This is a genomic window from Methylobacterium sp. 22177 (assembly GCF_052045615.1).
In the GTDB taxonomy this organism is placed as follows: domain Bacteria; phylum Pseudomonadota; class Alphaproteobacteria; order Rhizobiales; family Beijerinckiaceae; genus Methylobacterium; species Methylobacterium radiotolerans.
Genome location: NZ_JBQEPK010000069.1, coordinates 1 through 20,424, shown reverse-complemented (window position 1 = coordinate 20,424; position 20,424 = coordinate 1). Strand labels below are relative to the sequence as shown.

The following is a 20,424-nucleotide window of genomic DNA, read 5'->3' as shown; positions in this document are numbered from 1 at the left end:
CGGAAAGGCCGGTCAGTACTTCCTGGAACACGCGATCGAGAGCGCCAACGCCCAGGAGCTCGACCGGCCGGCGACGATCCACTTCTTCGTCGGGACCGATCCGGAGACCGAGATCCCGGCGCGGCTCGCCGCGCACCCGCAGGTCACCTTCGCGCGCGGCGCGCGCAAGGGGCAGATCCCCGCGCTGAACGCGGCCATCGGCGCCGTCGACGACAGCTGGGACCTCGTCGGCTTCCTCGAGGACGACGATCGCTGGCTGCCGCCCTATCTGGGCGTCGCCGTCCGAGCCCTGGACAGCTTCGATTTCGTCTCCTCGACGCAGCTCGAGGTGGACGAGGCCGGCGAGGTGGTCCGGATCAACGACTTCGCGACGCCGTCGGGCTGGCTGATGCGGCGGGCCACCTTCGCGCAGGTCGGCGCGATCAGCCCGGCCTCGAAGTGGCACTACGACAACGAGTGGCTCGGCCGCCTCGCCGAGACCGGCCTGCGCCGCGCCCACCTCGTCGAGGCGACGGCGCCGGTCACGCTGCAGGACGCGATCCAAGTCCGTCCGTGGCTCGCCAACGTCCTGCGCAACGGCGGGCCCAACGTGCAGCTCGTGCGCCACGGCTTCGTCCTGCCGCTGGTGTGCCGCCTCGTGCATCCGGGCTCCGGGACCTCGGATGTCGGCCAGGGCGGCACGTCCAAGGCCGAGAGCAACGCCGAGTACCAGCGGCTGGTCGACCGCTTCGGCCGCATCCCCTGGTGAGGCGCCGGGCGGATAACCCGGCGCCGGCACCCTGATGCCCCGGAGGCGCGCGCCCTAGGCGGCCCGCCCGCGAGCGCGCCCGCGCAAGGCGTCCTGGAACGCCGCGAAGACCCGGCGCATCTGCGGCGCCTTGTAGGGAAACAGGTCCACCGGATCCATGTCGTGGACGACCATTCCGGTATCCGCCTCGAAGATCAGCAGCCGGCCGTCCGCGCTCTCGGCGCAGTCGATGACCAGGTAATCGAGACCGATCCTGCGGTGGATCTCGGCGAACGCGGCGCGGTGGCGCTCGGCGAAGTCGGTGTCGAACGCGGCCATGGCCGCGGCCTCGACCTGCCGCTTCACCGGATCCTCCAGCATGCCGGCGTTGAGGTAGTGGATCATCCAGTGATCGCGGATGGCCATGTGGCAGAGGTAAGGCACACCGTCGATCAGGACGACGCGGAGCTTCCGGAAGAGGCCGTCGGGACCGCGATAGTCGCAGTACTGCGTGACGTAGAACGCCTCGGCGGCCGTGTGCGCGAGGTAGAGTTGCAGGTCCTCCGCCCGATCGACCTTCTGGAGCTCGTTGCCGGCATGCGTGTCGAGGGGGCGCACCAGCAGCGGGTAGGTCGGGCCCTCCGTCTGGCGGGACGCGGCCGCGCTCAGAACGGACCGGCTCACGCGGACGACGTCGGGTGCCAGGATCCCCTCCGCACCGCGCAGCGCGTCCGCGATGCCGTGCCGAGAGGTCTTGAGCACGTGGCGCGGGTGATTGACGATCGGCCGCGTCCAGTGGTCGGCCGCCGCCGCGAGGGCTTCCAGCAGCGGCTCGGCGGTCCGCGCGTAGGCGATGCCGGTGACGATCACGTCGTGCGCGGGCAGATCGCGCGGCACCGGCTCACCGGGCCGAAGATAGAGGTAGGTGAGGCCGAAATCGCCGTCGTTGAGCAGGAAGTCGATCGGCGTGTTGGCCATCAGATCGCCGGCGGTCACCAGGACGAGGACGCGGACCCGCGCCTGATCCGGGTTCGAGCGCAGCGAGAAGAGCCGCTGCCCGTCCAAGACCTCGTTCTGGAGCGCGAGGCCTTCCGTGAAGCGGTGCTTCAGCAGCAGGATCGTCGCCATGTCCAGCGCCGTTCCCGCGTCGAGAGCGGAGTCGCCGCCTTCCGCGAGGATCTCGGCGGCCAGGGCGGCCATGTCGGCCCCCTCGAAGGCGGCCCGGATGAGGCGTGCCGGGCCGATCATCGGGTTCGGGTTGTCGATCCCCGCAACGTGCGCTTGCATCAGAGCCTCCGAGCCGTGGGGCCGCCGCGGCGATCCCGGAATCGCGATCAGGTGTTTGGAATCGCGCACCGCGGCACGACGCCCACACTCTGACGGCACGGAGGTTTACGAAGCGCTAACCATGTTCCCGGTCCGCGGGGCGGTCGCCGCTCAGTCGCGCCGCGGCGCCGCGCCCGCGCGCCGGAGCGCCTCGGCCAGCGCCCCGCCCGGAGCGGGATCCGGCACCGGGCTCGGTCGGCTCCGCGGCGCGTCCTGCTTCGGCTCGCCCGTCCGCCGCGCCGGCTGGCCCGGCTCGACGGGATCGTCGAGCCGCATCGACAGCGCGATGCGCTTGCGCGGGACGTCGACGTTGAGGACCAGCACCCGGACGACCTCACCGATCCGGACCACCTCGGTGGGCGAGGCGATCCGTCGCCGGGCCATCGCCGAGATGTGGACGAGGCCGTCCTGATGGACGCCGATATCCACGAAAGCCCCGAAGGCGGCGACGTTGGTGACGACACCCTCCAGCTGCATGCCGGGCTTGAGGTCGCCGATCGTCTCGACGCCTTCTTGGAAGCGCGCCGTCTTGAACTCCGGCCGCGGGTCCCGCCCCGGCTTCTCGAGCTCGGCGATGATGTCGCGCACGGTCGGCAGGCCGAAGCGCGCGTCGACGAACGGCTCCGGCACGAGGCGGCCGAGCAGGGCGGCGTTGCCGAGCAGGACGTGGATGTCGCTCTTCAACGCCTGGAGGATGCGGCGGACCACCGGGTAGGCTTCCGGGTGGACTCCCGACCCGTCGAGCGGGTCGTCGCCGCCCTGGATGCGGAGGAAGCCCGCGGCCAGCTCGAAGGTCTTCGGGCCGAGCCCCGGGACCTTCTTGAGCGCCGCGCGCGTCCGGAACGGGCCCTGGGCGTCGCGATGGGCGACGATCCGCGCCGCCATCGCGCCGCCGAGACCCGAGACCTGCGCGAGGAGGGCCGGGGAGGCCGTGTTGACGTCCACCCCCACGGCGTTGACCGCGTCCTCCACCACCGCCGCGAGCGACCGCGACAGCTTCGCCTCGCTCACGTCGTGCTGGTACTGCCCGACGCCGATCGACTTGGGGTCGATCTTGACCAGTTCCGCCAGGGGATCCTGGAGACGGCGGGCGATCGACGCCGCGCCGCGATGGGACACGTCGAGGTCGGGCAATTCCTTGGCGGCGATCTCAGAGGCCGAGTAGACCGAGGCGCCGGCCTCGGAGACCATCACCTTCGCGAGCGGCAGGTCCGGGTTGGCCGCGATGATCTCCGCGGCGAGGCGCTCGGTCTCGCGGGAAGCGGTGCCGTTGCCGACGGCGAGAAGCTCCACGCCGTGCAGCCGGCACAGCCGGCCGAGCGTCGCGACGGCCTCGCGCCAGCGCCGTTGCGGCTCGTGCGGGTAGGTCGTCTCCACCGCGACGACCCGCCCGGTTCGATCCGCCACGGCGACCTTCACGCCGTTCCGGTAGCCCGGATCGAGCCCCATCGTCGCCCGCCCGCCCGCCGGGGCAGCGAGCAGCAGGTCCTTCAGGTTCCCGGCGAAGACTGTCACGGCCTCGTCCTCGGCCCGCTCGAACAGACGGCCGCGCAGGTCCTGCTTGATTCCGGTCCGGATCTTCATCCGCCACGCCGTGCGGACCGTGTCGAGGAGCCAGGCATCGCCGGGGCGCCCCCGCGACGCGATCTCGAAGCGGCGGCAGATCGCCGTCTCGAACGGCCCGGGTAGACCCGGCGGCGAATCCTCGCCCTCCGCGTCGAAGCCGACGTCGAGCACCTCTTCCCGCTCACCGCGAAAGATTGCCAGGATCCGGTGCGAGGGCATCCGCTCCAGCCGCTCGCTCCAGTCGAAGTAGTCCGAGAACTTCGCCCCCTCGCTCGCCTTGCCCTTGCGCACCCGCGAGACAAGCTGCCCGGACCGCCAGTAATCCGCCCGCAATCGTCCCACGAGGTCGGCGTCCTCAGCGAAGCGTTCGATCAGGATGGCGCGGGCGCCGTCGAGCGCGGCCTCGACGTCCGGCACGCCGCGCGCGTCCGACACGTAATCGGCCGCGACCGACGCGGGCGCGCGGTCGGGCCGGCTCAGCAGGGTCTGGGCGAGCGGTTCGAGGCCGGCTTCGCGGGCGGATTGCGCCTTCGAGCGCCGCTTGGGCCGGAAGGGCAGGTACAGGTCTTCCAGCCGCGCCTTGGTGTCGGCGGTGTCGAGGGCCGCCGCCAGGGATGGGGACATCTTGCCCTGCGCCGTGATGCTCGCGACGATCGCGGCGCGCCGCTCGTTGAGATCGCGCAGGTAGGACAGCCGCTCCTCCAGCCTGCGCAACTGCGTGTCGTCGAGGCCGCCAGTATTCTCCTTCCGGTAGCGCGCGATGAACGGCACGGTCGAGCCGCCGTCGAGGAGCGCGACGGTGGCGGCAACCTGCGCCTCCCCGACACCGAGCTCCTCGGCGATCAGAGCGTTCACGGCTTTCATGGCTTCTCCGACTGGGGTCGCGGCGACGGACGGGCTGCCTGCGTGGAGCGCCAAGCCGCCGGAAACAAGGCACCGGTCAGGCGTGCGGCTGAGCCTCCGCCTTCTGGGCCCGGGCACAGTCCAGGATGCGGTGCCGGGCTGCTGGATCCTCGATGGAGAACCACAGGTTCAGCAGCTCTTCGGTCATCGACAAGTCGTCGTTCTGGCTCGGATCGAAGAAGACGTCGACCGAACATCCGAGTGTCTCGGCCAGATCGCCGAGGATGCGGCGCGACCGCGCGTTCGGGACTCTGCTGTGATCTGTCATCACGTCGATCCGCGTCGCAGCGCCACCGGGTGCTGGCGCCAGAATGCCCTCGACCCCGCCCGCAACGGGCCAGAGCATCGAGATCCAGACAATCCAGTCAAGTCCGCGCGCCGCAATCCTGTTGCAGTCCCGATGCAGCTTGAGGTCGGCGGAGCTGAGCCGGACCCAGCCGGACCAGCACAGATTCTCGGGATAGCTGGCCGGCCGCTGGGTTATTCTGGCACGGGATTCGCAGATGCCTGGGTCGATCAGATCACGATGGATAGCTGGCGCGATGCCGAACTATCGATCTCCCGGCGATCCGTTCACAGAAACAGAGGTCTTCGCACGGATTCCTGGACGGTCGGCACGTCTCGCTGATCGAGACGCACCGTCATCGGGATGTCACCCGTCGATGCAAAACTTCCGCTTCGCATGTCCCGCAAAGGGAGGCGCTCGTGCAATTCGAGATCCGAGAGCGTAGCCGGTCGCTCTGGTCCTGGGTCCTCGTCAACGAGACTGACGAGCCCGTTGTCGAGTCGCGGCGCAGCTTCCCGTCCCGCGCCCAGGCCACGGCGGCGGCCCTGGCCTTCTCCCAGCTCGTCGCCCGCGCCGGGCGAAGCCTCGGCGGCGGCCCGCGACAGGTCGGGTTTCTCTGACGCCGCTCGCCGCGCCGGCGTCAGGTCGTCCGGATCCGGTGGCGCACGAGGCTGACCACGCTCGTGGCGGCGATAACGCAGCCCACACCCATCGCGCCGAGGCAGCTGATGGTGCGGATCGGCTCGCCGCGGGCGAGCACGATGGCGACCGCGAGCGGCAGGAGCAGGAACACGAACAGCAGGGTCATGACCGGATCCGAGTGACGATGATCGAGACTAGGATCCGAATGGTTAATCACTTGTCACGATCCAACCCTGTCCGCGGCCTCGGTGCGCCCTCCTGTCGGACCGGGACGGCACGTCTCCGTGAGCCGCTCGGAGCGATCCCGAGCTCGGCGCCCGGCGCGGGCGCGCCGTCACCCGGCAGGCTGCCGGACCGCGATCACCGTCCGCTCGCGTCGAGGCGGACGAGGCGATCGACGAGCGCGCGATCGTGCAGGAGCGCCATGCGCTCCTTCGGCGACAGCCAAGCCTGGGCCTCCGCGACGGTCTCGGCCTCGCAGATCTTGGCGGTGGCCAGCGTGTGGTCCGGGTCGATCGCGCCCCTTGGGCGGCGATGTCCCGGGGGGAGCATCTGGCCGTGGGCGCGCGCGAGGTCGGGGTCGGCGTGGACGGCCGCGAGGGCTTCCGCATCGTCGAACCCGCGCTCCGCGTTGCGCGCCGCGAGGGCGGCGGCGCGGACGGCGATCTCAGGCGGCGCCGCCTCTTCGGGAGTGGCGAGGAGCAGGCGGCGCTTGAGCGCCAGGCCGAGCCCGAGCTGGCCGCTCGCCCAGGAGATCGGGATCGCGAGCACCAGACCCAAGATCGTCGGGCTCATCCAGAGGAACAGCGAGGTGGCGATCGCGAAGGCGGCGACGCCCGCCACCAGCCCCAGCAGCGTGTGCCACCGATGGCGGACGACGATGTCGCGCAGCGGTATCGAGCCGTCGTCCCGCCGCTGCGGATTCCAACCCGTGTCCCGTCCGAGCAGGATGCCCATCACGGAGCCCGACTGGATCACCATCGCCACCGGCGCCACGAGGGCGGACAGCAGGATCTCGACGAGGCTGGACAGGACCAGCCGCCCGGCGCCCCCGCAGGCGCGCCGCACCGGGCCGTCCAGCAGGGCCAGGATCAGGCCGAGGAGCTTGGGTGCCAGCAGGACCGCCATGGTGAGGCCGAACAGCTGGAGCGCGCGGACCGGATCGAAGCGCGGGAAGACCGGCGAGAAGCCGGCGCCGCCGAAATAGTCCGGCCGCTCCGTGGCCGTCTGCAGAACCAGCAGGATACCGACCACCAGCTGCAGCAGCCAGAGCGGCGAGGCCAGGTAGCCGGCGATGCCGGTGGCGAAGTGCTGCCGGGTGGCCGGATGCAGCCCCGCGGCGCCGATGACGCGCGCGTGCTGGAGATTGCCCTGCGCCCAGCGCCGGTCGCGCACCGCCACGTCGATCAGCGACGGCGGGCTCTCCTCGTACGAGCCCGGCAGGCGATGGAGCATGTACACCGCCCAGCCGGCGCGACGGATCAGGGCCGCCTCGACGAAGTCGTGGGACAGGATGTGTCCACCGAAGGGCGGCTTCCCGGGCAGGTCGGGCAGGCCGCAGGAATCCGCGAAGGCGCGGGTCCGGATGATCGCGTTGTGCCCCCAGTAGTTGCCGTCCCGACCGGACCACGCGGCGAGGCCGGCCGCGATCACCGGACCGTAGATCCGGGCGGCGAATTGCTGGAGGCGGGCGAACAGGGTGTTGCGGTTGATGATCAGCGGCAGCGTCTGGATGATGCCGGCATCCGGGTCCGCCTCCATGGCGGCGGCGAGCGCCACGACCGCCGATCCGCTCATCAGACTGTCGGCGTCCAGGACGAGCATGTGGTCGTAGCGGCCGCCCCAGCGGGTGACGAAATCGCCGATGTTGCCTGCTTTGCGGTGATGATTCTTCGGCCGGTGCCGGTAGTAGAGCCGGGCCTCGGGACCGAGCCGGCCGCGCAGGTCGAGATAGGCGCGCTCCTCGGCGATCCAGGCGTCGGGCTGGGTCGAATCCGACAGCACGAACCAGTCGAAATGGTCTCCGAGCCCGGTGGCCTCGACCGCCTCGCGCATGGCCTCGATCCCCGCGAAGGTGCGGGCCGTGGCCTCGTTGTAGACCGGCATCAGGACCGCGGTCCGCGTGCGCAGCGCCGTCGGGTCCGGCGTCGGCCGCGGTCGGCGCAGGAGCGTCCCGAAACCCAGCACCGCGCTGGTGAAGGCGAGCGCGATCCACGAGAAGGTCAGGCAGAACAGGACGACCAAGACGAGCTGGAGCGCGGTCGGGCTGCCGGAGACCGACACGGTCTCGACCATCTGCCAGCCGCCGTAGGCCGTCAGGGCCACGGCGCCACCGAACACCAGGAGCCGCTCCGGCCAGGGCGTCCGGGCCCGGCGCACCCATCGGTGCCCGAGCCCCGGATCCCAGCGCGCCAGGTCCTGAACCGGCATGGACAGGGGCGCCTCGGGCGGCAGGTGACGGCCGCCGTCGGTCGCGGTGTCGCGCCCGGACCCGGCGTCCGTCGCTGGCGGCAGGGTCATCGTCTCGTCCAATCGCACGGGGCAGGCCGGTCCTCAGCTGTCGTGATGACGGATCAGGGCGTCCAGCGAAACAGCCATGTCTCGCTCGCCCGGGCCTGACCGCGCCGGAGCGCGAGGCGCAACTCGCTCGCGCGCTCGCTTCCCGGATCGAGTTCGAACAGGATCCGCAGGGTCTTACGATCGGAATACCGAAACCGTTCCTGGCGCGTGATCGTCCCGGCCGAGGCCGCGAGGTCGACGTCGATGTCGCCGGGCTGGAACAGCGCGTCGCCCTCGAAATCCACCGCGAAGAGCCGGCGATTGCCCGAGCTGCCGCGGCCGCAGCGGCTGTCGCGCACCCGGGCGATCTCCGGCGGCAGCGGGTCCGGCCAGCCCTTCGACCAGTGCTGACGGCACTGGAATCGCATCTCCGCGCCCTTCGCCAGCTTCGCCTTGGGCCGCCAATAGGCGAAGACATTCTCGTTCAACTCGGAATCGCTCGGGATCTCCAGCAAGGTGACCGCGCCCTCGTTCCAGTCGTCGAGCGGCTCCAGCCAGAGGGACGGGCGCTGCTCCCAGTGGCGGCGGTCGTCCTCGAAATCGTCGTAGGCGCGGGCCCGCTGCATGAGGCCGAAGCCCTTGGGCCCGCGATCCACGAACGCCGAGACCTGCAGCGCCTCGGGATTGTGAACGGGGCGCCAGATCGGCTCGCCGTAGCCGTTGTGGATCGCCAAGCCCTCCACCGAGAAGGCCGCGGCGCGCAGGTCGTCCACGCGGTTCCGGTCGAGGGCGCCGAACAGGTAGCTGCCCTGCATGCCGCCGAGCCCGATATGGTCCAGCTCGGTGCGGGCGAAGACCGTTCCGTCGATCTGCGCCGTAGAGACGTCGCGGCCCGGCGTCAGCGTGATCCTGAACGCCGCGGTCGCGGATTCCGATTCCGCGAGGGCGTGGACGACGACCGGCTGACCCGCGCGCGGCGTCTCGATGAACAGGGCCCGGAACAGCGGGAACTCCTCGCCGCGGGAATCGGCCGGACGCAGGGCGAGGGCCCGGGCGTTGATGCCGAAATCCTGGCCCTCGGCGACGAGGCGGAAGAACGAGCCGCCCTGGAACAGGGCGAAGTTCGAGAGCCCGTCGGCGCCGTCGAACCGGGCGCGCAGGCGGAAGCCCGAGAAGGCCGTGTCGGCGGCCAGGTCGGGCAGGTCGAGGCCAGGCGCCGCGATGGCGGACTTGTCGTACCCGACCGGCTGAACGAGGCCGTTCTCCACGACGAACAGCGAGACCGGCGTCTCGAAGATCGAGCCCCGCAGCAGCGGCTCCAGGACGTAGCCGGCGTTCCGGTCGGCCCAGACCGCGCGGCCCTCCGCGGGCCGGATGGCCTCGTAGGCCTCGCGGGAGAGGTTCTTGAGAACGGCCGGCACGTCGCCGGTCTTCGGCGCCGCGTAGGGGGCGGCGGCGCGGGCGCGAGCGAGGTCGGTCAGCGTGTTCGCCTCGAACGCCTCACCGCTTCCGGGCAGAGCCGGGACCTTCTCCGGGTCGGCTGCCCGCGCGGCCGCCGGGAGCAGTCCCGCGGCAGCACCGAGCGCGCCGCCCAGGACGGCGCGGCGTGTCGCGGTGGCGGAGAATCCGGGGTCGATCGTCATGCAGGCGGTGGTCTCACGTCGCGGGCCGGGGTTCGGGCGGCCCCGTCTATACGGACAGGCCAGCTGAACCCAGGGTTAAGCAACTGCTTGAACCGCAAGGGGCTCCGTTGACTTAACCCGAGCCGGCTCTCTAATTCGGCCGACTGCATCAGAACGGGGGAGGCAGCATGGGATCGTTGCGGGTGACTGGCCACGGCGTGGATCTCGGCGAGAGTCTGCGCGGCCGCGTCGAGGAGCGGATGTCCGCGATCCAGGCCAAGTATCTCGACTCGCACATGCACGATTCCTGCAACGGCCACGTCACGCTCCGGCGCGACGGCACCGCCTTCCGGACGGATTGCGTGCTGCATCTCGTCTCCGGTCTGACCATCGAGGCGAACGGCTTCGCGCACGACGCGCGCTCGAGCTTCGAGCAGACCGCCGAGCGCCTGGAGACCCGACTGCGGCGCTACAAGCACAAGCTGAAGCAGCACGCGACCGGCCCGGGCGACGCCGCGGCCATCGAGGCTGCCTACGCGGTGTTCGCCGCCCCGGAGGTGGAGGAGGACGACGCCGCCGAGGGCGACGCCCACCCGCCGATCGTCGCCGAGAGCACCAAGACCCTCCAGCGCCGCACCATCGGCGAGGCGGTGACCGCCCTCGATATGACGGGATCCCCAGTGGTTGTGTTCGTCCACGCTGGCACCGGCCGCGTCAACGTCGTATACCGGCGGAGCGACGGAGCGATCGGCTGGGTGGACCCGCCGAACGCCACCGAGTGACGCTGCGGGTCGGGTGGAACGGAGCCGGAACCGGCTGGTTTCCCCGCCCATTGAATCCAGCGGGGGCGCGGCCGGAACGGTCGTCGACGCCCCTGCGACGAGGCCCGCTTCCTCGCGAGCGGGCGACGGGGCAACGGTCGTTCGATGCCAGTTCTGGAATTCCTCGACCCCGAGTCGGTCGTGCCGGCCCTGCGCGCCCGCGCCAAGAAGCAGGTGCTGCAGGATCTCGCCGCGCAGGCGGCGCGGCGCCTGCCCGCCCTCGGCGAGCGCCCCGTCTTCGACACCCTTCTCCAGCGCGAGCGGCTCGGCTCGACCGGCATCGGCGACGGGGTGGCGATCCCGCACGGCAAGCTCCCCGGCCTGGACCGTCTCTTCGGGCTGTTCGCGCGCTTCGACCGCCCGGTGGATTTCGAGGCCCTGGACGGCCAGCCCGTGGACATCGCCTTCCTGCTGCTCGCGCCCGAGGGTGCCGGCGCCGACCACCTGAAGGCCCTGGCGCAGGTGGCCCGTATCCTGCGCGAGCCGGGCATGCTCGCGCATATCCGCGCCGCCCGGGACGCCGGGGCGCTCTACGCGCTCCTGACGCGCTCGACGGCACCGCAGGCCGCCTGATGATCCCGAGCTTCCGCATCGCCGCCCTGATCCTCGCGGCCGGCGTCTCCGGCGCCGCCGCCCAGGGCGAGACCACCTGCGCCCGCGACGTCCTGGTGGCGCAGTCGATGCAGCGCCAGGCCCTCGAGCAGCTGGAGCAGGCCGACGGCGACGATGCCAAGAACTGCCGCGTCTGGCGGCGACACGTGGAGACGATGCGGCGCGTGGCGAGCGTCTACGGGCGCTGCCTGTCCGGCTCGGAGCGCAGCGAGCGCCTCGCCCAGGTCCAGGGATCGGACCGCGAGTTCTCGGCGGCGATCAAGGCCCGCTGCAAGGGGCAGTAGGGCGGGGGCGGAGGGCGCGCCGCGCCCTCAATCGACGCCGCGCAGCATCAGCGGCTCGGCCACCATCTTCACGGGCTTGCCGCGGCCGATCAGGATCGCGGCGCGGGAGCGCTCGGGATCGGCCTCGAAGCGCGTGCGCACCCAGCTGACCAGGAACTTCATGTACTCGGAGGCCAGGAGTCGCGCGGCCGGCGGGTTCTGCCACCAGCGGTCGGCGTCGAACGCCTCGGTCACGACGGGATGCGGCAGCACGCGGTCGCTGTCCTGCAGGGCGTGGTCGAGTTCCACCAGCGTCCGCGGCATGTGGTAGTTCGAGGTCACGACCGCGACCGTGCTGAACCGGTGCGCGCGCATCCAGCGGCGCGTCTCGATGGCGTTGCCGATCGTGTTGCGCGCGCGGTAGTCGAGGTCCACGCAGCAGGCGATCAGGGCGCGCTGGGTCGGGTTCAGCCGGGCGATCTCGTCGCGGCTGGTCCGCTCGTTGACGCCGGTGATGAGCAGGCGCCGGCCGTAGCCGCCCGCGAGGAGGTCGATCGCGTCACCGATCCGCTGGGCGCCGCCGGTCAGCGCGACGATCCCGTCGGCCCGGTCGGTGGGCGTCCGCTCGTGGCGGGCGAGGGCGCTCACGAACACCAGAAACCCGGCGAACAGGGCCAGCATCCCGAGTCCGGCGCCGAGGCTGCAGGTCCAGAGAGCGATCCGCCGCCGTTCGCGCGGGCGCACGACGGCGCGGCGCGGGAGACCCCACTCGTGCCAGGCCCAGCCGACGGCGTCGGTCGAGGGCGGATCCGATGCGCGCAGCATACGCGTGGTCATCCTCCGGAGAATCAGCGCCGATTGCGGCGGCTCGGAGGCCGGCGCTGTCGGCTGTTTCCACACCGCAACCATAAAGTTTCCAGATGGTAAACGTGCCGGCTAGACCCCCTATTTCCACGTCTTCGTGACGCAGCCGGGCGTTAAGCCAGGAAGCGCCGCACGGTCACGCGCGAGACGACGCCCGTGACGAGGGACGCGATCACGCCGATCAGGATCACGCTGGCGTAGCCGCGCAGGCCGATCTGGAACGCGCCGAACAGCGCCTCGACCTCCTGACCGGCCGGTCCGGAGCGCGCGGCCCGCGCGAGGACACCGGCGATCACGAAGGCGACGAGCGCCAGACCGGCCCCGATCGCGCCGCCGCGGAGACCCAGGCCGAAGAAGCGCCGCTGGAACGCCCGGGCGATGTAGTCGTCGTCGGCGCCGACGAAATGCAGCACCTCCACGACCTCGCGGTTGCTCGCCATGGCGCCACGGGTCGCGAAGGTCACGGCGAGGCCGGTGGCGATCAGGACGAGCAGCACCAGCCCGATCCCGATCCCCACGAAGGCGTTGGCGGCGGTCGAGAGCCGCTGGAGCCAGAGGGCGTGGTCGTCGAGACTGGCGACGCCCGGCAGCGCCTCGACGAGGCGTGATCGCAGACGCTTCAGGTCCGCCGCCTGGCCGCTGGAGAGCTTGAGGGCGATCAGGCGCGGCACCGGGAGGTCGGAGAGGTCGAGCCCGGTGCCGAGCCACGGCTCGAGCAGGCGCTCGGCCTCGGCCTTGCTGAACACCCGCGTCTCCGCGATCCCCGGTTCGGCCTTGGCGATGGCGTCGGCGCGGCCGACGTCGGCGTCGACGTCCCGGCCGGGTCCGGGCCGGACCTGGATCGTGACCTCGCGGGCCACGTCGCCCTGCCACTGAGCGGCGTTCGTCGCGACCATCTCGGCCGCGCCCGCGCAGAGGCCGGCGAGGAAGGTCAGGATCGCGATGACCGCGGCCAGGGAGCGGCCGGCGGCCGTGTCGGTGGGCACCAGCGGCGCGTTGCGGCGCAGGTTGGCCGGCACCGACGGGTCGGGCGGCACGGCCGGTCCACCGGCCTTCGTCCGCGGCATCGCCTGAGTGCTCATTCCTCGATCCGCAGCCGGCCTTCGCCCAGGACCATCCGGCGGGCATCGACGGCGTCCATGATGCCGAAATCGTGGGTGGCGATGATGACCGAGGTCCCGAGTTTGTTCAGCTCCAGGAACAGGCGGAGCAGCCGCCGCCCCAGGCCCGGATCGACGTTGCCGGTGGGCTCGTCCGCGAGCAGCAGGTCGGGCCGCGCGATCAGGGCGCGGGCGATGGCGGCGCGCTGCTTCTCGCCGCCCGAGAGCAGCGGGGGCAGGGCGTGCATGCGCTCGCCGAGGCCGACCCAGCGCAGCAGCTCTACCACCTCGGCCCGGTAGCTCGCCTCGGCCCGGCCCTGGACGCGCAGGGGCAGGGCGACGTTCTCGTAGGTGGTCAGGTGGTCGAGGAGCCGGAAGTCCTGGAACACCACGCCCATCCGGCGCCGGAGCCCGGTCAGCGCCTTCGCGGAGATGTCGCTCACCTCCTCGCCGAAGATCGAGACGAGCCCGCGGGTCGGCCGCACCGACAGCAGGATCAGGCGCAGCAGCGTCGTCTTCCCGGCCCCGGACGGGCCGGTCAGGAACTGGAAGGAGCGCGGCGCGATGCGGAAGCTCACGTCGGACAGCACCTCCGGCCCAAGGCCGTAGCGCATGCCGACATTCTCGAACTGCACCACCGGCCGCTCCGCGCCGGGCAGCAGGCTCTTCATGCTCGCCTGTAGGTTCAAGGCCGTGCCGTATCTCGTCTGTCCATCCCTCGGGAATCGCCGGAGCGGCGGGCGTTTTCAAGGCCTCGGGGATTTCACGGCCCCTTAACCCTGTTCGGCGACACTTCTTCAAGCAATTCACTGTCCGGCCCGGTTGCGGCCGATCGATGCGAGTATGGCGCGGATGCTGATCGCCTGCCCGAGCTGCGCGAGCGAATATCGCATCGACGCCAGCAAGGTCGGCATGGAGGGCCGCTCGGTCCGCTGTGCCGCCTGCCGCGAGACGTGGTTCATCTCGCCGGCCGACGTCCTCGCCGGCCACGAGGCCGAACTCGCCGCGCAGACCGAGACCGATCCCGTCGCGGACGCGGCCTGGGAGGAGGCGACCGCCTCGGTGCGGAACGCGACCGAGGTCCCGGCTCCCAAGGCCCGACGGTCAGCCAAGCCCAGGAAGGCCGCCGGACAGCCCCGCCGCGCGATCCCGGGCCTGACACCCTCGCTGGCGTTCGGCCTGACGCTCCTGGCGGCGATCCCGCTGGTCTGCCTCGCCCGCACCGCCGTGGTCCGGGCCGTCCCGCAGACCGCCTCCCTGTTCGCCCGCATCGGCCTGCCGGTGAACGTGCGCGGCATCGAGATCCGCGACGTCGTCGCCTTCAACAACCCGGCGGAGGACGACAGTCCCGCCGAACTCGTCATCGAGGGCGACCTGGTCGGCGTCGCCCGCTCCGACGCGCCCGTGGGGCCGCTGAGCGTCGAGATCCGCGACGCCGGCGGTCGGACGATCAAGACAGTGTCGGTCCCGCCGCCCCGGACGGTCCTCGCCGCGACCGAGACCGCGCGGTTCCGCGCGAGCCTGCTCGCGCCGCCGGCCGCAGGGCGCGCCGTGATCGTGCATTTCGCCGACGCGGCCGCGACCCGCCCCGAGCCGCGGGTTGCGGCCGCGGAGCGTTGAGGCGGGGCCGCCTCAGCACTTCGTTCAGGTTGCGGCTGATGGTCGGATCTGCAACCTTCCCAACAGGCCCGCGGCGCGGATGTGAGCGGCGCCCGTCGTCGGCGCCCGGGACCGCCATGCTGTGAGTGTTCGCGAGACCGTTCCCATCCTCGTCGAGACGACCGACGCGGTCGAGCAGAAGCACGCCTTCGACTACTGGCGCAGTACGGTGCTGGCGCGCGTCCACGCGACGCCGCTGGCGCCCGACGTGCCGTTCGCGGCGGGCCGCCGCCTCGCGATCACCCGTCACGGCGCGGTCCTCCACACCCTCAGCAACCCGATCGGCGTGGAGCGCACGGCGCAGCACGTGCGGCGCGACGGGCGGGACGACATCGCGATCGTGCTCCTTCTGCAGGGCAGCGGCTACGTCGAGCAGGGCAATGGCGGTGCCTTACTGAGCGCCGGCGACGTCACCGTCCACGCCATGGACCAGCCCTTCGCGATCGGGAGCCGCGATTCCTACGAGGAGATCCGCCTCCAGGTGCCGCGCGCCGCCTTCCTGAGCCAGGTCGGCAGCGTGCAGGCCTTCGCCGGGCGCAGGCTCCGCGCGACGCCGCTCAGCGGCCTGTTCGCGACCTATCTCCGCTCCTTCTCCGAGACGATCGGCGGCCTGTCGGAGGCGGAGGCCGGCATCGCTCTCGAGGGCGTCCTGCATCTGCTGCGGGCTCTCGCGGACGGGCAGGGCGAGAAGGCCGGCGATGACCTGTCCGGCGACGCCGTGCGGGCCCTGGCGCTCGCCCATATCGAGCGCCGGCTGCACGATCCCGCCTTCGGGCCGGAATCGCTGCCGGCCGCCCTGCGGGTCTCGCGGAGCCGGCTCTACGCGGCCTTCACGGGCGACGAGGGGGTGGCGGCGAAGATCCGCGACGCCCGGCTCGACCGGGCCTACCGGCGGCTCCGCGGCGGTACCCGCATCGCGTCGGTGATGACCAGCTGCGGATTCACCGACGCGGCCACCTTCAGCCGCGCCTTCCGCCGCCGGTTCGGCGTGGCGCCCCGGGACGTGCTGGAACGCCGCCCCTGACGAGATCAGACCCGGCTGCCGCGCGGGTCGGTGACCGGCCGCTCGGGCGCGGCCGCACCCGCGATCCGCTGCGCCGCGCCGGCGAGCCCCAGGCCGAGGCGGATCGCGACCACGCCTACTCGCGCGATCCGGATCTGCGCCGGGAGCTGGCGCGGGCCGATCGGGCGGTAGGCCAGGCGCGGGCTGGCGCGCTCCGCCTCCGCGATGGCCTGCCCGAGGGGGAGGGCCGCGATGCGCCGCGCCTCCGTCGGGGCGATCCCGATCGCCCGCGCCCAACCGTCGCCCCGCGCGAGCGCCCCGCGCCCGTGCATCTGGCGGAAGCGCCGGCGCCAGAGGTAGCGCCGCACGGCGCGCGGGAAGGTCTCCATGCGGGCGTCGCAGAGCGCGTCGGGCTCCTCGCAGCGAGAGCGGATCGTGTCGGCGACGCCGCCCGGAGCGCGCCCGGCGAGGCGGGCCGAGATGGTCACGCACACGTCGGTGGCGTGCCGGACCCGCAGACCGTGCTCCAGCAGCCGCGCGACGAAGGCGCCGTCCTCGCCCAGCGGGATCTCGGGCATGCCGCCGACCGCGAGGTAGGCGCGGCGGGTCACCGCGAGGGTCGCGCCGATCGCGGTCCGGTGGCAGGGCCAGGGGTCGTTCGGATCGGGGTCGATCCGCGCCTCGGCCTCGGTGATCAGGGCGTCGTAAGCGTCCTCCAGACGGCCGCGGGCGGGGAGCGAGGGCGGCAGCAGCGCCGCCTCGGCCGCGTCGAGCTCGACCCGGCCGGCCACCGCGTCGGCGCCCGCCTCGATCGCCGCGCGGTTGCGCGCCACCCAGTCGGGCGGGACGCGGCTGTCGGCGTCGGTCGACAGGATGATCCCCGCATTCCCCGCATCACCCAGCCACGCGGCGGCGGCGTCCATCGCCCGCCGGCGGGCCCATCCGGCATGGGCGCCGGCGAAATTCTCGACCAGCACGCGGACCGGGATCGACAGCGTCGGCACCAGCGCGGCCACGAGCGCCTCGGTGCCGTCCGTGCAGTTGTTCAGGAACAGCACGAGCCCGACCCGCCCCGGTTCGGCACCGGCCTGGGCGTCGATCGCCCGCAGGCAGGCGGCGATCCGCTCCTCCTCGTTGCGCACGGGCACGGCCACGATCGCGTCGGGACCCGGGACGTCTGACAAAGGGGGGCTCGACACCGGTGACATTCTCCGCCGGACCCGTCGCGCGGGCCTGGTCCGGGCTTATGCCGGAGCTTCCCTGAACGGGACCGGACAGGGGGAACGGGCGAAGCGTCCCCTTTCACAGCGTCTTCTCGACGAGCCCCTCGATCCATTCCGGCTGCGTCTCACCGACCGAGCGGCCGACCTCGGTCGCGCCCTTGTAGGCGATCAGCGTGCTCTGCATCCGCACGTTCAGGCGCCGCAGCAGGTCCTTCTGGCTGTCGAAATCGATATCGAAGATCTGGAGGTCCTTGAAGCGCGGCTCGGCCGAGAGCCTCGCGAGGATCGGCTTCTGCGTCCGGCAGATCGGGCACCAGGGTGCGCTGACCGCGATCAGCACGGGCTTCCCGCTCCTCTGCGCGGCCTCGAAGGCGGCGTCCGAGAACGGTCGGGTCTCGCCCGCCCGGGCAGAAGCCTCGAGCAGGCTCGAACCGGCGAGGGCGAGGCCGACGAGCGCGAGGACGTGGCGGCGGCTCTTCATGGCGTGCGTTCCTCCCGCGGCCCCGTCCGAGCGGGGCGCGCTGCTGTTGGAGGGATGCTACGTCGCGCGCGCGGGCCCGTCCCTGTGACCTGAGCGCCGCGGAGACCGATTGCCCCCGCGCGGGATCACATTGTTGAGACGTCGCCCGGCCGCGCTTCGGATGACCGGTCTTCCGCCACGACCGCCGCGATGTCGTCGGGGTCGACGGCGTCGATCGGGCGCCTGATTCGCAGGGCTCGCGTGGGCGCGCCGGCGCGCATCACCAGCACGATGGTCTCCATGTCGGGGCAGCCCGGATCGGCGCAGGCGATCTCGTTGACCGCCAGCGTGTCGGCCTCGCCGAGGCCGAGGGCCGCCCGCAGGTCCTGCTTCAGGCGCGCCGCGATCGCGGCGCGCTCCGCCGAGCGGGCCCGCCACGCCTTGAGGCTCACGAAGGCCATGCGCGATGCTCGTCGTCCTGCGATGGAATCCCCAGCGGCCCGCGTGTAATAGTGTTACGCCGGCCCGGGGGCGGTCAAGCGTCGCCCCATGCGCCCGAAACAACCGTCGTCTTCGGCTGTCATGTAGAGGCCGACCTCGAAAATCCGCGGTCGTTGGTCTTCGGACTCGACAGCGGTGCAGACGTTCGGTGAGGTGTAATAGGCGCGTGAAGGATATGAGATCTTGCGACCCTGGCGGGACGGGCCGGACGACCGGCGGAGCTACCATCACGGCAATCTGAAGGAGGCCCTCCTGGAGGCCGCGCGCCGGTTCATCGCCGAGCGCGGGATCGGCGGCTTCACCCTTGTCGACGCTGCGCGCCTCGTGGGCGTGACGCCGGCCGCGCTGTACCGCCATTTCCGGGGCCGCGAGGCGCTTCTCGAGGAACTCGCCGGGCGCGGCTTCGCCGAGCTCGCCGCGCGCCTGGCGCGGGCCCTGACGTCGCGCGGGACGCCCCTGGAGCGGTTCACCCGGATGGGTGAGACCTACCTCGCCTTCGCCGAGGAGGAGCCGGCCTACTACGCGGCGATCTTCGAGACCCGCGGTGCGCCCGCGGGCGGGGCCGAACCGGATACGCCCGCCGGAGCCGCCGGCGCGGAGGCGCGGCCGAGCCCCTTCGATCTCCTGGTGGAAGCGCTGCAGTCGACCTTCGCGGACGGATTCGGTGGCGTGGCGCCGCGCTTCATCGCCCTGGAAGTCTGGGCCCTGGCCCACGGCCTCGCGACCCTCTCGGCCGCCGGACATCTGCCGCGCGGCCCCGGCTTCCCCGACAAGTACGAGCTCCTGCGGGCCGGAGTGCTCGCCCTCGTCCACGGGGCTGGGCGCCCCGGCGAGCGCGACGACGGCGCCGGTCGGCCTTGAAAGGCCCGCGCCGGACCCGCATGTTAACCGCGTTCACATGAACAGCGGAGCACAGCCGTGACCTCTCAATCCTCCTCTCCCTGGGCGACCGGCAGGCTCTGCCGGTCCGGCCCGTTCCCGCGTCGGTCGCTCGAGATCGGCGCGATCGTGGTCGGCTTCATCTACTGGTGGCCGATTGGCCTCGCGCTGGTCGCCTGGAAGTTCGCCGGCTACCCGGCCTTCGCCGAGCTGCGGGACGCCGCGCGCCGGACGGTCTCCGAGTTCGACGGTGGGCGTCCCGCGTCCCGCTTCGCCCGCGCCTTCGAGGCCGCCAACCGCCGCGGCGGCACCGGGAACGCCGCGTTCGACGAGTATCGCCGGGCCGAGCTCGACCGCCTGGAAGCGCAGCGCCGCGCTCTCGAGGAAGAGAGCCGCGCCTTCTCGGACTTCGTCGAGGAGCTGAAGCGCGCCCGGGATCGCGAGCAGTTCGACGCGTTCATGGCCAAGCGCCGGAACGAGGGCGGCAGCCGCTCGGTCTGAGTCCTCGAGACGACGGCGTCCGGGCGAAACGGCCCGGACGCCGTCGGGAGCGCGTCGGGGGCCCGCGTCAGGCCGCGCGAACCCGGTCCAGGAAGCGCGCCACTTCGGCGTTCAGGTGCTCGGACTGCTCCGAGAGCCGCGACGCCTCGGCCAGGACCAGCCCGGCGGCGCCCCCGGTCTTCTCGGCGGCGCTCGCGACGCTGACGATGTTGCTGGTGACCTCGCCGGTGCCGGCCGCCGCCTGCCCGACGTTGCGGACGATCTCGTGGGTGGCCGCGCCCTGCTGCTCGACCGCCGCCGCGATGGAGGTCGCGACGCCGTCGATGTCGCGGATCCGCGCCGTGATCGTCCCGATCGCCGCCACGGCCTGACCGGTCGAGGCCTGGACCCGCCCGATCTGGCCGGCGATCTCCTCGGTCGCCCGGGCGGTCTGCTCGGCCAGCGCCTTCACCTCGGTGGCCACGACGGCGAAACCGCGACCGGCCGCACCGGCACGCGCGGCCTCGATCGTGGCGTTGAGCGCCAGCAGGTTGGTCTGGCCCGCGATGGTCGAGATCAGCCCGACCACGTCGCCGATCCGCGTCACCGCCTCGCTCAGCTCCTGGACCAGCGCGCCGGTCTGATCGGCCTCGGCGACGGCCGCGCGCGCGAGGCTGGCCGAGCCGTCGACCTGCCGGCCGATCTCCTGGACCGAGGTGCCGAGCTCCTCGGCCGCCGCCGCCACGGTGCCGACATTGCTGGCCGCCTGCTCGGCCGCGGCCGCGACGGTGCTCGACTGCTCGGCGGTCTGCGCGGCGGTCTCGGTCATGCTCCGGGCCGTCGCCTGCAGGCCGGTCGCCGCGGCCGAGACCTGCGCGACGATCCCGCCGACGGTGTCGGCGAACCGATCGGCGATCTGCCGCATGACGAGGCTGCGCTGGCGCTCCGCGTCCTGCCGGGCCGCCTCGGCCTCGGCCTCGAGCTGCCG

22 protein-coding genes are annotated in these 20,424 nt (G+C 72.2%); 9 read left to right on the top strand and 13 right to left on the bottom strand.

Annotated elements, in window-relative coordinates:
• A partial coding sequence (locus tag ACTJK8_RS30395; RefSeq protein ID WP_440763051.1) for a glycosyltransferase family 2 protein occupies positions 1-748 on the top strand: 748 nt, incomplete at its 5' end.
• Between the two features lie 54 nt (positions 749-802).
• On the opposite strand, the gene ACTJK8_RS30390 is transcribed toward ACTJK8_RS30395, so the two are convergent.
• The 3 genes from ACTJK8_RS30390 to ACTJK8_RS30380 form a co-directional block, all read right to left on the bottom strand.
• Positions 803-2,014: a hypothetical protein gene (locus ACTJK8_RS30390; RefSeq protein WP_059409773.1), complete on the bottom strand. Its 1,212-nt coding sequence runs from the start codon at positions 2,012-2,014 to the stop codon at positions 803-805.
• A gap of 150 nt (positions 2,015-2,164) precedes the next feature.
• The gene (locus ACTJK8_RS30385) at positions 2,165-4,483 is read right to left on the bottom strand and encodes a Tex family protein (RefSeq protein WP_440763050.1); all 2,319 of its coding nucleotides are present in this window, start codon (positions 4,481-4,483) and stop codon (positions 2,165-2,167) included.
• Positions 4,484-4,559: 76 nt separating this feature from the next.
• Complete coding sequence (locus ACTJK8_RS30380) at positions 4,560-4,868, bottom strand: hypothetical protein (RefSeq protein WP_012319941.1); 309 nt, start codon at positions 4,866-4,868, stop codon at positions 4,560-4,562.
• Positions 4,869-5,227: 359 nt separating this feature from the next.
• On the opposite strand from ACTJK8_RS30380, the gene ACTJK8_RS30375 reads away from it, so the two are divergent.
• Positions 5,228-5,428, top strand: coding sequence for a hypothetical protein (locus ACTJK8_RS30375; protein WP_012319940.1), 201 nt, complete (start codon positions 5,228-5,230; stop codon positions 5,426-5,428).
• 20 nt (positions 5,429-5,448) lie between these two features.
• Here the strand turns inward: ACTJK8_RS30375 and ACTJK8_RS30370 are convergent, their stop codons facing one another.
• From ACTJK8_RS30370 to ACTJK8_RS30360, 3 genes are all read right to left on the bottom strand, one after another.
• Positions 5,449-5,616, bottom strand: a complete 168-nt coding sequence (locus ACTJK8_RS30370) for a hypothetical protein (RefSeq protein ID WP_012319939.1) — start codon at positions 5,614-5,616, stop codon at positions 5,449-5,451.
• Positions 5,617-5,810: 194 nt separating this feature from the next.
• Positions 5,811-7,970, bottom strand: coding sequence for a glucans biosynthesis glucosyltransferase MdoH (gene mdoH, locus ACTJK8_RS30365; RefSeq protein ID WP_012319938.1), 2,160 nt, complete (start codon positions 7,968-7,970; stop codon positions 5,811-5,813).
• A gap of 53 nt (positions 7,971-8,023) precedes the next feature.
• Positions 8,024-9,592: a glucan biosynthesis protein D gene (locus ACTJK8_RS30360; RefSeq protein ID WP_063111767.1), complete on the bottom strand. Its 1,569-nt coding sequence runs from the start codon at positions 9,590-9,592 to the stop codon at positions 8,024-8,026.
• A 167-nt stretch (positions 9,593-9,759) separates the two neighbouring features.
• Between ACTJK8_RS30360 and ACTJK8_RS30355 the strand changes: the two genes are divergently transcribed.
• From ACTJK8_RS30355 to ACTJK8_RS30345, 3 genes are all read left to right on the top strand, one after another.
• On the top strand, positions 9,760-10,353 hold the full coding sequence (locus ACTJK8_RS30355; RefSeq protein WP_012319936.1) for a ribosome hibernation promotion factor: 594 nt from the start codon (positions 9,760-9,762) through the stop codon (positions 10,351-10,353).
• A gap of 144 nt (positions 10,354-10,497) precedes the next feature.
• On the top strand, positions 10,498-10,965 hold the full coding sequence (gene ptsN / locus ACTJK8_RS30350; protein ID WP_012319935.1) for a PTS IIA-like nitrogen regulatory protein PtsN: 468 nt from the start codon (positions 10,498-10,500) through the stop codon (positions 10,963-10,965).
• On the top strand, positions 10,965-11,288 hold the full coding sequence (locus tag ACTJK8_RS30345) for a hypothetical protein (protein WP_012319934.1): 324 nt from the start codon (positions 10,965-10,967) through the stop codon (positions 11,286-11,288). Before ptsN ends, ACTJK8_RS30345 begins: the two co-directional genes overlap by 1 nt.
• 27 nt (positions 11,289-11,315) lie before the next feature.
• Here the strand turns inward: ACTJK8_RS30345 and ACTJK8_RS30340 are convergent, their stop codons facing one another.
• From ACTJK8_RS30340 to ftsE, 3 genes are all read right to left on the bottom strand, one after another.
• Positions 11,316-12,092 carry a YdcF family protein gene (locus ACTJK8_RS30340; RefSeq protein ID WP_012319933.1) on the bottom strand — a complete coding sequence of 259 codons (777 nt, stop codon included), beginning with the start codon at positions 12,090-12,092 and terminating at the stop codon, positions 11,316-11,318.
• A gap of 152 nt (positions 12,093-12,244) precedes the next feature.
• The gene (locus ACTJK8_RS30335) at positions 12,245-13,213 is read right to left on the bottom strand and encodes a cell division protein FtsX (protein ID WP_012319932.1); all 969 of its coding nucleotides are present in this window, start codon (positions 13,211-13,213) and stop codon (positions 12,245-12,247) included.
• Entirely contained in the window at positions 13,210-13,902 is a 693-nt protein-coding gene (ftsE, locus tag ACTJK8_RS30330) for a cell division ATP-binding protein FtsE (protein ID WP_020093599.1), read from the bottom strand. The genes ACTJK8_RS30335 and ftsE overlap by 4 nt, the downstream gene beginning before the upstream one ends.
• Before the next feature lie 181 nt (positions 13,903-14,083).
• On the opposite strand from ftsE, the gene ACTJK8_RS30325 reads away from it, so the two are divergent.
• Both ACTJK8_RS30325 and ACTJK8_RS30320 read left to right on the top strand, forming a co-directional pair.
• On the top strand, positions 14,084-14,851 hold the full coding sequence (locus ACTJK8_RS30325; RefSeq protein ID WP_024829604.1) for a zinc-ribbon domain-containing protein: 768 nt from the start codon (positions 14,084-14,086) through the stop codon (positions 14,849-14,851).
• 121 nt (positions 14,852-14,972) lie between these two features.
• Positions 14,973-15,914 carry a helix-turn-helix domain-containing protein gene (locus tag ACTJK8_RS30320; protein ID WP_024829605.1) on the top strand — a complete coding sequence of 314 codons (942 nt, stop codon included), beginning with the start codon at positions 14,973-14,975 and terminating at the stop codon, positions 15,912-15,914.
• 5 nt (positions 15,915-15,919) lie between these two features.
• Here the strand turns inward: ACTJK8_RS30320 and ACTJK8_RS30315 are convergent, their stop codons facing one another.
• The 3 genes from ACTJK8_RS30315 to ACTJK8_RS30305 all read right to left on the bottom strand — a co-directional run bounded on the left by ACTJK8_RS30315 (position 15,920) and on the right by ACTJK8_RS30305 (position 18,037).
• Positions 15,920-17,101 carry a glycosyltransferase gene (locus ACTJK8_RS30315; protein ID WP_440763049.1) on the bottom strand — a complete coding sequence of 394 codons (1,182 nt, stop codon included), beginning with the start codon at positions 17,099-17,101 and terminating at the stop codon, positions 15,920-15,922.
• A 94-nt stretch (positions 17,102-17,195) separates the two neighbouring features.
• On the bottom strand, positions 17,196-17,597 hold the full coding sequence (locus tag ACTJK8_RS30310) for a thioredoxin family protein (protein ID WP_053622432.1): 402 nt from the start codon (positions 17,595-17,597) through the stop codon (positions 17,196-17,198).
• Positions 17,598-17,722: 125 nt separating this feature from the next.
• Positions 17,723-18,037 (bottom strand): hypothetical protein, encoded by a 315-nt coding sequence (locus ACTJK8_RS30305; RefSeq protein ID WP_012319926.1) that lies wholly within the window; start codon positions 18,035-18,037, stop codon positions 17,723-17,725.
• Positions 18,038-18,260: 223 nt separating this feature from the next.
• Here ACTJK8_RS30305 and ACTJK8_RS30300 point away from each other — a divergent pair, with 223 nt between their 5' ends.
• Together ACTJK8_RS30300 and ACTJK8_RS30295 are read left to right on the top strand one after the other, a co-directional pair.
• A complete protein-coding gene (locus ACTJK8_RS30300; RefSeq protein ID WP_024829608.1) occupies positions 18,261-18,938 on the top strand; it encodes a TetR/AcrR family transcriptional regulator in 678 nt (225 codons plus the stop codon).
• A 57-nt stretch (positions 18,939-18,995) separates the two neighbouring features.
• Complete coding sequence (locus ACTJK8_RS30295) at positions 18,996-19,457, top strand: DUF2852 domain-containing protein (protein WP_012319924.1); 462 nt, start codon at positions 18,996-18,998, stop codon at positions 19,455-19,457.
• A gap of 67 nt (positions 19,458-19,524) precedes the next feature.
• Here the strand turns inward: ACTJK8_RS30295 and ACTJK8_RS30290 are convergent.
• A partial coding sequence (locus ACTJK8_RS30290; RefSeq protein ID WP_440763048.1) for a methyl-accepting chemotaxis protein occupies positions 19,525-20,424 on the bottom strand: 900 nt, incomplete at its 5' end.